The following is a 13,729-nucleotide window of genomic DNA, read 5'->3' as shown; positions in this document are numbered from 1 at the left end:
AGAACCTACGGTGTGCGAACCCGGGCGAGCACGACCTTGCCCGTCATCCGGCCCGACTCCACGTCGCGGTGCGCCTCGGCCAGCCCGGCCGCCGAGAAATCGCTGATGGTCTTGGTGACCGTCGTCCTCACAACGCCCTGATCCACCAGATCCGCCGCGCGGGCCAGCAGCCGCTGCTGCTCGATCATGTCGGGGGTCTCGAACATGGCCCGGGTGAACATCAGCTCCCAGTGCCACGCAATGCTTTTCGCCTTCAAGCCCACCAGGTCAAGGCCCGGCGGCTCGTCGATCGCGGTGATGTGACCGAACGGCTTCACTATCGCCTCGTAGACCTCGATGTTGCCCGCCGAATGCGGCGAGAACAGGTAGTCGACGCCCTCCGGCACCGCCGCGAGCGTCTCGTCACGCAGGCGGTGGTGATTGACGATCACGTCGGCGCCCATCCGCTGCGCCCACGCACGGGACTCGTCGCGGCTGGCCGTCGCGACCACCCGAACCTGCGTCAGAGCCTTCGCGAGCTGGATCATGATCGAGCCCACGCCTCCGGCGGCGCCGAGCACCAGCAGATCGCCGGTCGAGTCAGCGGTGAGCCCGAACCGGTCGAACAGCGACTCCCACGCGGTGACCGTCGTCAGCGGCAGCGCGGCGGCGTCCGCGAACGACAGCGACGACGGCTTCCGGGCCACGATGCGCTCGTCCACGGCCTGCAGTTCGGCGTTGCTCCCAGCGCGGGTGATGTCACCGGCGTACCAGACCTCGTCGCCCACCGACAGCGTCGTCACCTCTGGGCCTACCGCCTCGACGACACCGGCCGCGTCGTAACCCAGGATCTTCGGCTCCGCCGACGATGTCAGAGCCGCCCGCTGTTTCACGTCGACCGGATTCACCGACACGGCGAGCACCCGAACCAGCACATCTCGGGGCTTCAGCTCGGGCACCGCGACGGTGACGTCACGCAGGCTGTCCTCGATCGAATCCGCGGCAAAGGCGCCGATCGCAGTCATCGTGTCCATGCCCGTCAAGAACCCAGAAGCGGCCCGTTTTCATCCGAGGTTGGGATCAGCGCGCGCGTAACCCTCGCCGGCGCGGCCGCGACGTGCGCTGATGGATCCTCATGACTGTCATCGACCCGACCGACTCGGCGACCGAGCCCGTGACGCCCGCGGCGCGCACGGCGCTGTGGGCGTCCCTGGTCGGGACGACCATCGAGTGGTACGACTTCTTCCTCTATGCCACGGCTGCCAGTCTGGTCTTCAACCGGGCGTTCTTCCCCGACCAGAGCACGTTCGTCGGGACCCTGCTGTCCTTCGCGACGTTCGCGGTCGGGTTCGTCGTACGGCCGATCGGCGGATTCGTGTTCGGTCACATCGGTGACCGCATCGGCCGCAAGAAGACGCTGGCGCTGACCATGCTGCTGATGGGTGCGGCGACCGCGCTGATGGGTGTGCTGCCGACCGCGGCGCAGATCGGCGTGCTCGCCCCGATCCTGCTGCTCCTGCTGCGCATCGTGCAGGGCTTCGCACTGGGCGGCGAGTGGGCGGGCGCGGTGCTACTGGCCGTCGAGCACGGCCCGGCACGCAGGCGCGGACTGTTCGGAAGCATCCCCCAGGTCGGTCTCGCACTCGGATTGGCGCTGGGCACAGGCGTTTTCGCTCTCCTGCAGATCGCGCTGCCCGACGACGCGTTCTTGGCGTACGGCTGGCGCATCGCGTTCCTGTTGAGCATCGTGCTGGTGATCTTCGGCGTCGCGGTGCGGCTGAAGGCCAGCGAGACGCCCGCCTTCGAGAAGGTCCGCGACAGCGACGATCGCGCCGCGGTACCGGTGCGCGAGGTGTTCCGCCCGCCGGTGCTGCGCTCGACCGTGCTGGGCATGCTGTCGCGGTGGGGTGAAGGCGCGGCGTTCAACACCTGGGGTGTCTTCGCGATCGCGTACGCGACCGGCACGCTGAAGCTGGAGAAGGTGCCGGTGTTGATCGCCGTCACCGCTGCCGCTCTGCTGATGGCGGTGCTGCTGCCCGTGTCGGGTCTGCTCGCCGACCGCTACGGCCCGAAGCGGATCTACACGATCGGCATCGCCGCCTACGGGATCGCGGTGTTCCCGGTGTTCGCCTTGTTCGGCACGCGCGACATCGCGCTGTACGCGCTCGGGATGCTCGTGGTGTTCGGCGTCGTGCACGCGCTGTTCTACGGCGCGCAGGGCTCGCTGTATGCGTCGCTGTTCCCGGCCCACATCCGCTACACGGGGCTCTCGACGGTCTATCAACTGTCCGGGGTGTTCGCCTCGGGTCTGACGCCGCTGATCCTGACCGCGCTCATCGGCGCGGCGGGCGGCTCGCCGTGGCTGGCGTGCGGCTATCTGGTGCTGACCGCGGTGATCAGCGTGGCGGCGACGCTGGCGCTGAAACCGACGCCGCTGCAGCAGCTCTGATACTCGACCGTGGGCCCTATGCACGGGATCCGCGTGAAATCTGTACACAGGCCCCACGCTGGAGCAGCTTGGCGCGCACGCGCTCGATGATCACCTCGGGCCGCCTCAGCATGTCGCTGCTGACCCGCACCACCACCCAGCCTTCCCTCTCGAGTAACACCAGCCGGTCGATGTCCCACGAGCGCTGGCGCCGGTCGCTCCAGTGCTGAACACCGTCGTATTCGACCGCGACCTTCCACTGCGGCCACCCCATGTCGACCCGGATACGAAGCTCCCTGAACACGATCTGGGTCTTCGGACACGGCAGTCCACCGCGCACCAGGATGAGCCGCACCCGGGTCTCCTGCGGCGACTCCGCACCGCCATCCACAAGCTCGAGCATCCCCGGTATGCCCGCCACGCCGCGAACGCCGGGATGCGCCGCAGCCTCGGCCGCGATCTCCGCCGTGGAGACGCGAGTGGCTCTCATCAGCGAGTCGACGAGCGGAATGGCTTCGTCAGGCGGACGGGTGCGGCCGATGTCGAAAGCGGTACGTGCCGGCGTCGTCGTATCGGCTCCTGCAATGAGACACGTCTCGCCGGGCGCGAGGGCCCACGAGTGCGCGATCATGCCGGGCGCCGCATGGCGGTCGGCTCGCACGATCTCCGCGGGCGCGCTCGGATCGAACCACTTGGCTCCGGGGACGGCGGCCGCCGAAGTTCCGGCGAGGACAGCGCCGGTGGCCAGCCAGGCGGCATGCGCCTTGCTCTGCGCGGTGAGCTCGACGTCCTTGGGAACGTAGACGTCGCGAAAGACGGGGCGGTGATGACGGGCCAGTGCGCGACGGGTGAGGCGGCCGTCGCGGACCGCGACGCTGCCGATGAATGGTTCCATCCGCCGACCGTCGTGGCCACCCCCGACGAGAGTGGGCCTCCCGCACGCTTTTCGGGTCAAACCTGTGCATGGAGCCCACGTTGGGGACACACGAAAAAGCCCCGGTGCGCGGAGCGCACCGGGGCCTTCTCGTAGTAGCAGGACTTAGAAGTCCATACCGCCCATGCCACCGGTCGGGTCGCCCGCAGGTGCGGCGGCCTTCTCCGGCTTGTCGGCGACGACGGCCTCGGTGGTGAGGAAGAGCGCCGCGATCGAGGCTGCGTTCTGCAGCGCCGAGCGGGTCACCTTCACCGGGTCGGCGACGCCGGCCTTGAGCAGGTCCTCGTACTCACCGGTCGCGGCGTTGAGGCCGTGACCCGCGGGCAGATTGGACACCTTCTCGGCGACGACACCGGGCTCGAGTCCACCGTTGAAGGCGATCTGCTTGAGCGGAGCCGACAGCGCGACACGCACGATGTTGGCACCGGTCGCCTCGTCGCCGGTGAGGCCGAGGCCGTCCAGCGTCGGGGCCGACTGCAGCAGAGCCACGCCGCCACCGGCGACGATGCCCTCTTCGACAGCAGCCTTGGCGTTGCGGACGGCGTCCTCGATGCGGTGCTTGCGCTCCTTGAGCTCCACCTCGGTGGCAGCTCCGGCCTTGATGACTGCAACGCCGCCGGCCAGCTTGGCCAGGCGCTCCTGCAGCTTCTCGCGGTCGTAGTCGGAGTCGCTGTTCTCGATCTCGGCGCGGATCTGGGCGACACGGCCCTGGATCGCGTCGGCATCGCCTGCACCCTCGACGATCGTGGTCTCGTCCTTGGTGACGACGATCTTGCGGGCCTTGCCGAGCAGCGAGACGTCGGCGGTCTCGAGCGACAGGCCGACCTCTTCGCTGATGACCTGGCCACCGGTGAGGATCGCCATGTCCTGCAGCATCGCCTTGCGACGGTCACCGAAGCCCGGGGCCTTGACGGCGACGGACTTGAAGGTGCCGCGGATCTTGTTGACGACCAGGGTCGACAGGGCTTCGCCCTCGACGTCCTCGGCGATGATCAGCAGCGGCTTGCCGGACTGGATGACCTTCTCCAGCAGCGGGAGCAGGTCCTTGACGGTCGACACCTTGGAGCTGACCAGGAGGATGTAGGGATCCTCGAGGACGGCTTCCTGGCGCTCGGCGTCGGTCACGAAGTAACCCGAGATGTAGCCCTTGTCGAAGCGCATACCCTCGGTGAGCTCGAGCTGCAGGCCGAAGGTGTTGCTCTCCTCGACCGTGATGACGCCTTCGTTGCCGACCTTGTCCATGGCCTCGGCGATGAGCTCGCCGATCTGGACGTCACCGGCGGAGATCGCGGCGGTGGCAGCGATCTGCTCCTTGGTCTCGACCTCCTTGGCCGACTTCAGCAGACCCTCGGTGACGGCCTCGACGGCCTTCTCGATGCCGCGCTTGAGGCCGAGCGGGTTGGCGCCGGCAGCCACGTTGCGCAGGCCCTCGCGGACCAGCGCCTGGGCGAGCACGGTGGCGGTGGTGGTGCCGTCACCCGCGACGTCGTCGGTCTTCTTGGCGACTTCCTTGACCAGCTCAGCGCCGATCTTCTCGTACGGATCCTCGAGCTCGATCTCCTTGGCGATGGACACGCCATCGTTGGTGATCGTGGGGGCGCCCCACTTCTTCTCGAGGACGACGTTGCGGCCCTTGGGGCCCAGCGTCACCTTTACCGCGTCGGCGAGGCTGTTGAGGCCCCGCTCGAGGCCGCGACGGGCCTCTTCGTCGTACGCAATTGTCTTGGCCATTGCGAAGTGTTTCCTCCGGGATTGGGGATGCACGTCTTGCTGGTCGGGCGCAGTGCCCGCGACGGACGGCTGGGGATGTGCTCGCGAATGTGCGGCCCCGGCCTCACCGTCCCGACCTAGCACTCGCCGGTCGCGAGTGCCAACTGCATTCTTAGCACTCGACCTGGGTGAGTGCAAGGCTCTCAGCGCGCAGCGAAATGGCCACAGCTGCCTGCCAGCCGCGCGGGCCACCCTGGATCGGTGACTGTCCCCGGCCTCGGACCGCTGTCGCTGTCCGGCTTCGCGAGCCCGGGGTGGCTGGTGCTGCTCGTCGCTCCCGCGGTGCTGCTGGTCGTCTACGTGGTCGCCGCGCGGCGACGGCGGCGACGGCTGGTCCGGTTCACCCCGGTGCCACCGCCGGGTGCGCCCCGGCTCCGGCACCTCCCTGCCGCTCTTCTCCTCCTCGCTCTGGTGCCGCTCACCCTCGCGGTTGCCCAGCCCAGCCAGGCCGTCCGCGTGCCGCGCAACCGCGCCGTGGTGATGCTCGTCATCGACGTGTCGCGGTCGATGGGCGCCACCGATGTCTCGCCGACGCGCCTGCAGGCCGCCGAACAGGCCGCCGGCGACTACGCACGCCACGTGACCCCGGGCATCAATCTGGGCCTGATCTCGTTCGCCGGCAGCGCCGAAGTCCTCGTCGCACCCAACCCGGACCACGACCTGACCGTCGCGGCGCTGGACAAGCTGCAGCTTGCCGACAGCACCGCGACCGGCCAGGCGATCTTCGCCGCCCTACAGTCCATCCAGACCGTCAACGCCGTCCTGCAGGGCCCGCGCGATCAGACCCCGCCCGCGCGCATCGTGCTGCTCTCCGACGGCGAGGAGAACCACCCCGCCAATCCTGATGCCCCGCAGGGCGCCTACACCGCTGCACGCGCCGCCCACGCAGCCGGCGTCCCCGTCACGACCATCGCGTTCGGCACCTCGCAGGGCCACGTGGCGATGGGCAACCAAACGGTTCCCGTCCCGGTCGGTGACCAGACGATGAAGACCGTCGCCCAGCTCTCGGGCGGGCAGACGTCCTCGGCGGCCAACGTCGACCAGCTCAACCAGGCGTTCGACGGGATCGACGATCAACTCGGCTATCAGACCGAACGCGGGCCGGCGAGCACCGGCTGGCTGCGCCTCGGCGGCCTGCTGGCCGTGGCCGGCGCGCTGCTCGCGCTGGCGATCGGCCGCCGGCTCCCGGTGTAGCTACCGCGGCAGCCGCCGGTCGACGACGACGGCGGCCGCCAGCGCGACCACGAGGATCAGCAGGGCCAGCCGGGCCCACGGCGCGCTGGCGTCCCCGGGCACGGTGTCGTAGCCGATGATGCTCTGCAGCGTGTCGTAGACGCTGTTGAGCTGGTCGAGGGTGCTGGCGTGGAACGTCTCGCCCCCGGAGATCTGGCTGATCGTCTGCAGGGTCGAGTCATCCACCGGCACCGGGACCTGCGTGTCGCCCAGCGTGACCGCGCCGTCGGGCGTGCCGAACGAGATCGTCGAGATCGCGACGTGCTGTTCCTTGGCAGCGCGCGCCGCGGTGAATGCGCCGCGTAGTTCGTCGGGATCGGCGGGCACGGTCTCCTTGCCGTCGGACTCGAGCACGATGCGCGCCGGAGGCGGACTGTCGCCGCCGCCGAGCACGTCGGCGGTCGCGGCGACCGCCTGCAGTGCGGTGAACAGCCCCTCCCCTGTCGCTGTGCGCTCGGCGACCTGCAGGGTGTCGATGGACGCCTTGACCGCGTCATGGTCAGGTGTGGGCGCCATCAGCAGCGTCGCCGACCCCGCGAATTCGACCAGGCCCAGGTTGATGCCGGGAGTCAGCTCGTCGGCGAAACGCTTGCCCGCCGCTTTGGCCGCGGCCAGCCGGTCAGGTGCCACGTCCGTCGCCGACATCGACTCCGAGACGTCGATGACCAGCATCACCACGGCGCGGTTGCGCGGGACGCGGACGTTGTCGGTGGGTCCGGCCATCGCGGTGGTGAGTAACGCCAGCGAGGCGAGCAGCAGCGCGGCGGGCACGTGCCGCCATCGTCGGCGCGGCGGGACGCTGAGCGAGGACAGCAGCTCGAAGTTGGCGAACCTCAACGCCCGGCGACGCTTGCGGCGCTGCGCGACGACATACGCCGCCAGCAGGGCGATCACCACGGCCAGCACCAGGAAGAACCAGGCGTGGGTGAAGCCGCGCACCGAGAAGGTGCCGAGCAGCGGGATCGTCATCGCCGGCCCATCCGAGATCGCAGTTGCGGGTCGTTCTCCCACCACAGGCCTGTCGCCGGCGCGTGGTCCAGTTCCGCGTCGACGACCGTCGCGTGCCGTGTCTCGTCGGCGGAGAAGAACCTCATCAGCACGAGGACGAAGAACACCCCGAGCACGTCGCCGACTAGCCAGAGCACACCGGCGCCGATGGATTGGTCGACGCGCATCGTCGGACCCCACTGCCTGTCGAGGCCGCGGTAGTAGTCGGCCGCGATCAGCGGGCCGAGCCACAGCACGATGCCCAGGACACCGTCGCCGAGCGACTCGACGATGCTGATGACCAGCGAGATCAACTGCGTGTACCGGCGCGGCACCGGATCGGTCTGCAGCCGCGCGCAGAAGTAGCCGAAGCCGACGGTCAGCATGAGCGCGCCGGTCAGCGCCATCACCCACGGGTAGGTCAGCGCGGCGCGGTACCAGGGCGTCAGATAGAACAGCCAGGGCAGCGCGAGCATCGCCACCGACGTCGTCGCCGGGTGGAGCAGCGTCCGGGCGGCGGGCCCCGCAGGAGACACCCGCAGCGCCGTCAACGGGCGGCTCATCGCGATGAAGAACGGGATGACCATCAGCAGGAGCAGCACCTGTAGCGCCCGCACCCAGAACAACACGGGCGCATAGACGCTGACCATGCTCATGGTCGCGACGGCGAACAGGCCGATGCCGATGGCGCAGCAGGCCGCGTTCACGCGTGTGAGCGACGGGCGGGCCGTCCGGTAGCAGCGGGCGTAGCCAACGGCGGCGACCAACGCGACCACCGCCGCGCTGGCGCTCCACCGCCAACTGGTCAGCGCCGTCGACCAGGTCAGAGGGACGGTCGCCGCACTCATAGTCGGCCACTATGCGCCGCAGACCTGGAGGCGACCTGTGGGTCAGCTGGCGCGCAGGCCGTCCAGCACGACGTCGATGACGCGCGTCGCGGCGTCGCCGTTGTAGCCCTGCATGGCTTGCAGCCCCACCAGCAGCGCCTTGACCTCGGCGACGCCGATCCCCCCGCGCACCGTCCCCGCGTCCTGCCCGGCGCGTAGCAATTCCCCGAGCATCGCCAGGAAGTCGCTCTCCACCTCGGGGATCGCGGCGTTGACGTCGATGCCGACGCCGGCCAGCGCCTCGCCGAGCCCGCGGTCGGTCGCCCCCCACTGCAGAACCAGGGATCGCAGGAAGGCGAACAGGGCCTCACCTGGTTCGACGTCGTCAAGCATCGCCCTGCCCTCGGCCACGATGCTGCGAATGCGGCTCTCGATGACGGCGCGGAACAGGTCTTCCTTCGTCGGGAAGTGCCGGTAGACCGTGCCGGCGCCGACCCCGGCCCGCCGGGCGATCTCGTCGATCGGCACCGCCAGGCCCTCCTCGGCGAAGGTCTCGTAGGCGACCTCCAGTACGCGCGCACGGTTGCGTGCCGCGTCTGCGCGCAGGGGCCGGTTCACGACGATCTCCTCGGGAATAGATAAACGGGGCGTGCGTTCCGTATAGTGATCGACAAACGGAGCGAACGCCCCGTTTCAATCTACTCTAGGAGACGTCATGACGAACTGGACCATTTCCGACATCCCCGATCAGACCGGCCGCGTCGCCGTCGTCACCGGCGCCAACACCGGCCTCGGCTTCGAGACCGCCAAGGCCCTGGCCGCCGCGGGCGCCACTGTGGTCCTCGCGGCGCGCAACATCGACAAGGGACAGGACGCGGTCCGCCGCATCCGACTGGAGGCGCCCCAGGCGGATGTCGCACTGCAGCAACTCGACCTCAGCTCGCTGGACTCGGTGCGTGCCGCCGCCGACCAGCTCACGAGCGAGCACGCCACCATCGACCTGCTCATCAACAACGCGGGTGTGATGTACACGCCGCGGCAGGAGACCGCGGACGGCTTCGAGCTCCAGTTCGGCACCAACCACCTGGGGCACTTCGCTCTCACCGGGCTGCTTCTCGATCACATCGAGGCAGCCCCGGCCGGGCGCATCGTCACCGTCAGCAGCATCGGTCACCGCATCCGCGCCGACATTCACTTCGACGATCTGCAGCTCGAGCGCGGCTACAACCGCGTCGTGGCCTACGGCCAGTCCAAACTCGCCAACCTGCTGTTCACCTACGAGCTGCAGCGGCGGTTGTCTGCCGCCGGCTCGTCGACCGCCGCGCTGGCGGCACACCCGGGCGGATCGAACACCGATCTCGGCCGGCACTTGCCGCTGCTCGATCCGGTGTTCCGCGCGGTGTCCCAGAGCGCGTCGATGGGAGCCCTTCCGACCTTGCGCGCCGCGACCGATCCGGCCGCGCGAGGCGGCCAGTACTACGGCCCGTCAGGACCCTTCGAACTCCGCGGGTACCCCGAGATCGTGTCGTCGAGCAAGCGGTCCCGCGATGCCGCGCTGCAGCGGCGGCTGTGGGCGGTGTCCGAGGAGCTGACAAAGGTGGTGTTCAGCGCCTGAGGCGGCCCGCCCGTCCACCCCTACCGACTCGACCAACCAGCACAATCGAACCCGTCCCCTCTTTCTAGGAGCTCACCCCATGACCAACTGGACCACTGCCGACATCCCCGATCAGACCGGCCGCGTCGCCGTCATCACCGGCGCCAACACCGGCCTCGGCTTCGAGACCGCCAAGGCCCTCGCCGCCAAGGGCGCCACGGTCGTCGTCGCAGTCCGCAACACCGACAAGGGCAACCAGGCCGCAGCCCGCATCGACGGCACCGTCGAGGTCCAGGAGCTGGACCTCACGTCGCTGGCCTCCATCCGTGCCGCCTCCGAGGCACTGAAGAGCCGCTTCGACCGCATCGACCTGCTGATCAACAACGCAGGCGTCATGACCACACCCAAGGGCACCACGAAAGACGGCTTCGAGCTGCAGTTCGGGACCAACCACCTCGGCCACTTCGCGCTCACCGGGCTGCTGCTCGACAGAATCCTCGATGTCCCGGGCTCCCGGATCGTGACCGTCAGCAGCAACGGCCACAAGATGGGCGGCGCGATCCACTGGGACGACCTGCAGTGGGAGCGCAGCTACAGCCGCATGGGCGCCTACACCCAGTCCAAGCTGGCCAACCTGCTGTTCACCTACGAATTGCAGCGGCGGCTGGCCCCGCGCGGGAAGACAGTCGCGGTCGCCGCGCACCCGGGCACGTCGACCACCGACCTCGCGCGCAACCTGCCCCGGCCCGTCGAGCGGGCGTTCCTCGCCGCCGCCCCCGTGCTGTTCGCCCAGACCGCCGACCGCGGAGCCCTGCCGACGCTGCGCGCCGCGACCGATCCGGGCGTGCTCGGCGGGCAATACTACGGCCCCGACGGCATCGGCCAGCAGCGCGGCAACCCCGTCGTCGTCGCCTCCAGTGACCCGTCCTACGACCTGGATCAGCAACGCCGACTGTGGACCGTCTCCGAAGAGCTCACGAAGGTGGTCTTTCCCGTTTAGCCTCAGACTCCATGTCGCTGGTGGTCCCCCCGTATCCCCCGCCTCGCTACACCGCCGACCAGCCCGAGGTCAGCGCGTGGCTCAAGCGGGGTGACGCGCCGCCGGACTACGACTCGTTCGGGCTGGTCCAGTACCACTACCTGGCCAGCCAGGGCGACACCGGCGGCGACTACGGGTTGTACCGGGTGCAGATCGCGCCGCGCGGCGGTGGGCCGGGGCCCCACTTCCACCGCGGCATGAGCGAGGCGTTCTACGTCCTGTCCGGCACCGTGGCGCTGTACAACGGCAGCGAGTGGACCGACGGCGGGCCGGGTGACTTCCTCTACGTCCCTCCGGGCGGCATCCACGGGTTCGGCAACCGGGCCGACGAACCCGCGACGATGCTGATGCTGTTCGCCCCTGGCGCGCCGCGGGAGCACTACTTCGAGGGGTTGGCCCAGCTCGGGGAGCTGACCGACGACGAGCGGCGCGAGTGGTTCGTCAAGAACGACAACCACTTCGTCGAGTAGGGGTCGGGTCAGTCGACAGACACGCCGGAGGTGAACACGCCGCGTCGGATGCGGTCGCGGAAGCGCCTGCCCTAGACTGCGATTCGGTCGAAAGGAGTCGTGGGTGCGGGCTGATGCAGCGCCCAGCACCCCGACGCTTCGCGGTTGGCAGCGACGGGCGCTGGTCAAGTACTTGTCGGCGCAACCTCGCGATTTCCTCGCCGTCGCCACCCCGGGTTCGGGAAAGACGACGTTCGCGCTGCGCATCGTCGCCGAACTGCTCGCCCAGGGCACCGTCGAAGCGGTGACGATCGTGGTGCCCACCGAGCACCTGAAGATCCAGTGGGCGCAGGCCGCGGCGCGTCAGGGCATCGCACTCGACCCGAAGTTCTCCAACTCGAACTCCCAGACGTCGTCGGAGTACCACGGCGTCGTCGTCACCTACGCCCAGGTGGCCAGCCACCCGTCGCGGCACCGGGTGCGCACCGAAAACCGCAAGACGCTCGTCGTGTTCGACGAGATCCACCACGGTGGTGACGCCAAGAGCTGGGGCGACGCGATCCGGGAGGCCTTCGACGACGCCACCCGGCGCCTCTCGCTGACCGGGACACCGTTCCGCAGTGACGACAGCGCGATCCCGTTCGTCACCTACGAGACCGGGCCGGACGGCTTCGCCCGCTCCAAGGCCGACCACACCTACGGCTACTCCGACGCGCTGGCCGACGGCGTGGTCCGGCCAGTGATGTTCATGGCGTACTCCGGCGAGGCCCGGTGGCGCGACAGCGCCGGCGAGGAGCACGCGGCCCGGCTCGGCGAGCCGCTGACCGCCGAGCAGACCGCGCGGGCGTGGAAGACCGCACTGAACCCGGCCGGCCAGTGGATGCCCGCGGTGATCGCCGCCGCCGACACCCGGCTGCGGGGCCTGCGTCAGCACGTGCCCGACGCCGGCGGCATGATCATCGCCTCCGATCAGACCGCCGCGCGCGCGTACGCCGACCTGCTGATGAAGATCACCGGTGAGGCGCCGACCGTGGTGCTCTCCGATGACAAGGGCGCCTCGGATCGCATCTCGCAGTTCGCCGCGGACACGTCGCGGTGGCTGGTCGCGGTGCGCATGGTGTCCGAAGGTGTCGACGTGCCGCGGCTGGCGGTCGGTGTGTACGCGACCAGCGCGTCGACGCCGCTGTTCTTCGCCCAGGCGATCGGGCGCTTCGTGCGCTCGCGCCGGCCCGGCGAGACGGCGAGCATCTTCTTGCCGTCGGTGCCGAACCTGCTGATGCTCGCCAGCGAGATGGAAGCCCAGCGCAACCACGTGCTGGGCAAGCCGCACCGCGAGACGGAAGACGATCCGCTGGACGCCGAGCTCGCCGAGCAGAAGCGCGACGAGCCCGACGACAACGAAGGCAAGATCGAATACCTCGGCGCCGACGCCGAACTGGACCAAGTGATCTTCGACGGTGCGTCGTTCGGGACCGCCACCCCCGCCGGCAGCGACGAGGAAGCCGATTACCTCGGCATCCCCGGCCTGCTCGACGCGAATGCGATGCGCGACCTGCTGCGCCGACGGCAGGACGAACAGATGCAGAAGCGCACCGAGTCAGGCGCCGTGGTGCCGCCGACGACGCACGGGCAGCTGCGCGAGTTGCGACGCGAACTCAACACGCTGGTCTCGCTGGCCCACCACCGCACGGGCCGGCCGCACGGCTGGATCCACAACGAGCTGCGCCGCCGATGCGGCGGCCCGCCCGTCGCGGCGGCCACCCGCGATCAGCTCAAGGAGCGCATCGAGGCGATCCGAGTGCTGCAGCGGGAGCTAACGGCCTGAGGCGAGCGCCGCCAGGTTCTCCATCGAGCCCTCCAGATAGCTCGTCGGGAACGGCGGGAACGTGATGTGCTCGCGCAGCTGCGCAGGAACGGCCGACCAGTCGTAGGTCAAGCGCACCCGGGTCTGTCCCGGTTCGGTCGGCTCGAGATCGTAACGCCATGTCCAGCCGCCGAATTCGATCGTGCCGTCCTCGCCGGCCTGCCCGGGCTCCCAGGCGATCGTCCGGTCGGGATGGATCGCGATGACCTTGTTGGCCATGTCGTAGTACCCGTCGGGATGGTTGTCGTGATACATCCGGATGCGGAAGATCTGCCCCTCCTCCGTCACCGGACCCGGATCCAGCGATTCCCTCAGCCAGCCGGTCCCGTCGATCGCGGGATGGTTGGCGGGGTCGGCGAGTACCGCGAACACCGCGGTCGGCTCGGCGTGGACATCGGTGGTGAGGATCAGTGTGTCGGTCATGACAGTGAGACTCCGCGACGTCGCGGAAGTCATCGCTTAGAGCCCGGGCAGCCTTCGGCAGATCCGCTGTCGACGTGCCCCGCCTGGCGGTCGGTGCAGCGGGCCGCCCGTTGCGGCGGCCATCCGCGCTCAGCTCGAGGAGCGCATCGAGGCGTCCGAGTGCTGCGGCGCGAGTTAACAGCCGGAAACGAACCAATCGATC

General features: G+C 69.3%; 13 protein-coding genes. 6 read left to right on the top strand and 7 right to left on the bottom strand.

The window, feature by feature from the left end; all coding sequences use genetic code 11:
* Positions 1-5: 5 nt before the first annotated feature.
* Positions 6-1,013 carry a zinc-binding alcohol dehydrogenase family protein gene (locus tag ACZYYX_RS06630; RefSeq protein ID WP_463813636.1) on the bottom strand — a complete coding sequence of 336 codons (1,008 nt, stop codon included), beginning with the start codon at positions 1,011-1,013 and terminating at the stop codon, positions 6-8.
* Positions 1,014-1,114: 101 nt separating this feature from the next.
* Here ACZYYX_RS06630 and ACZYYX_RS06625 point away from each other — a divergent pair, with 101 nt between their 5' ends.
* Positions 1,115-2,428: an MFS transporter gene (locus ACZYYX_RS06625; RefSeq protein ID WP_463813635.1), complete on the top strand. Its 1,314-nt coding sequence runs from the start codon at positions 1,115-1,117 to the stop codon at positions 2,426-2,428.
* Between the two features lie 16 nt (positions 2,429-2,444).
* Here the strand turns inward: ACZYYX_RS06625 and ACZYYX_RS06620 are convergent, their stop codons facing one another.
* The gene (locus ACZYYX_RS06620; protein ID WP_463813634.1) at positions 2,445-3,302 is read right to left on the bottom strand and encodes an endonuclease domain-containing protein; all 858 of its coding nucleotides are present in this window, start codon (positions 3,300-3,302) and stop codon (positions 2,445-2,447) included.
* A gap of 144 nt (positions 3,303-3,446) precedes the next feature.
* A complete protein-coding gene (gene groL / locus ACZYYX_RS06615) occupies positions 3,447-5,072 on the bottom strand; it encodes a chaperonin GroEL (protein WP_463813633.1) in 1,626 nt (541 codons plus the stop codon).
* Positions 5,073-5,312: 240 nt separating this feature from the next.
* Between groL and ACZYYX_RS06610 the strand changes: the two genes are divergently transcribed.
* A complete protein-coding gene (locus tag ACZYYX_RS06610; RefSeq protein ID WP_463813632.1) occupies positions 5,313-6,305 on the top strand; it encodes a VWA domain-containing protein in 993 nt (330 codons plus the stop codon).
* Here the strand turns inward: ACZYYX_RS06610 and ACZYYX_RS06605 are convergent, their stop codons facing one another.
* Genes ACZYYX_RS06605 through ACZYYX_RS06595 form a run of 3 tightly spaced genes read right to left on the bottom strand, consistent with a single transcriptional unit; the run spans position 6,306 to position 8,776 of the window.
* On the bottom strand, positions 6,306-7,313 hold the full coding sequence (locus ACZYYX_RS06605; protein ID WP_463813631.1) for a VWA domain-containing protein: 1,008 nt from the start codon (positions 7,311-7,313) through the stop codon (positions 6,306-6,308).
* Positions 7,310-8,179 (bottom strand): cytochrome c oxidase assembly protein, encoded by an 870-nt coding sequence (locus ACZYYX_RS06600; protein ID WP_463813630.1) that lies wholly within the window; start codon positions 8,177-8,179, stop codon positions 7,310-7,312. Before ACZYYX_RS06600 ends, ACZYYX_RS06605 begins: the two co-directional genes overlap by 4 nt.
* Positions 8,180-8,221: 42 nt before the next feature.
* A complete protein-coding gene (locus ACZYYX_RS06595) occupies positions 8,222-8,776 on the bottom strand; it encodes a TetR/AcrR family transcriptional regulator (RefSeq protein WP_463813629.1) in 555 nt (184 codons plus the stop codon).
* A gap of 97 nt (positions 8,777-8,873) precedes the next feature.
* Here ACZYYX_RS06595 and ACZYYX_RS06590 point away from each other — a divergent pair, with 97 nt between their 5' ends.
* From ACZYYX_RS06590 to ACZYYX_RS06575, 4 genes are all read left to right on the top strand, one after another.
* On the top strand, positions 8,874-9,773 hold the full coding sequence (locus tag ACZYYX_RS06590; protein ID WP_463813628.1) for an SDR family NAD(P)-dependent oxidoreductase: 900 nt from the start codon (positions 8,874-8,876) through the stop codon (positions 9,771-9,773).
* Between the two features lie 79 nt (positions 9,774-9,852).
* Complete coding sequence (locus tag ACZYYX_RS06585; protein ID WP_463813627.1) at positions 9,853-10,752, top strand: SDR family NAD(P)-dependent oxidoreductase; 900 nt, start codon at positions 9,853-9,855, stop codon at positions 10,750-10,752.
* Positions 10,753-10,763: 11 nt separating this feature from the next.
* The gene (locus tag ACZYYX_RS06580) at positions 10,764-11,261 is read left to right on the top strand and encodes a cupin domain-containing protein (protein ID WP_463813626.1); all 498 of its coding nucleotides are present in this window, start codon (positions 10,764-10,766) and stop codon (positions 11,259-11,261) included.
* 103 nt (positions 11,262-11,364) lie between these two features.
* On the top strand, positions 11,365-13,065 hold the full coding sequence (locus ACZYYX_RS06575; protein WP_463813625.1) for a DEAD/DEAH box helicase: 1,701 nt from the start codon (positions 11,365-11,367) through the stop codon (positions 13,063-13,065).
* On the opposite strand, the gene ACZYYX_RS06570 is transcribed toward ACZYYX_RS06575, so the two are convergent.
* A complete protein-coding gene (locus ACZYYX_RS06570; RefSeq protein WP_463813624.1) occupies positions 13,054-13,527 on the bottom strand; it encodes an SRPBCC family protein in 474 nt (157 codons plus the stop codon). The two genes, ACZYYX_RS06575 and ACZYYX_RS06570, sit on opposite strands and share 12 nt — an antisense overlap.
* Positions 13,528-13,729: the final 202 nt, after the last annotated feature.

It is taken from the genome of Mycobacterium sp. IDUB_1, assembly GCF_055419625.1.
The sequence above is the reverse complement of the archived record's forward strand: the minus strand, read 5'-3'. Positions and strand labels throughout refer to the sequence as shown.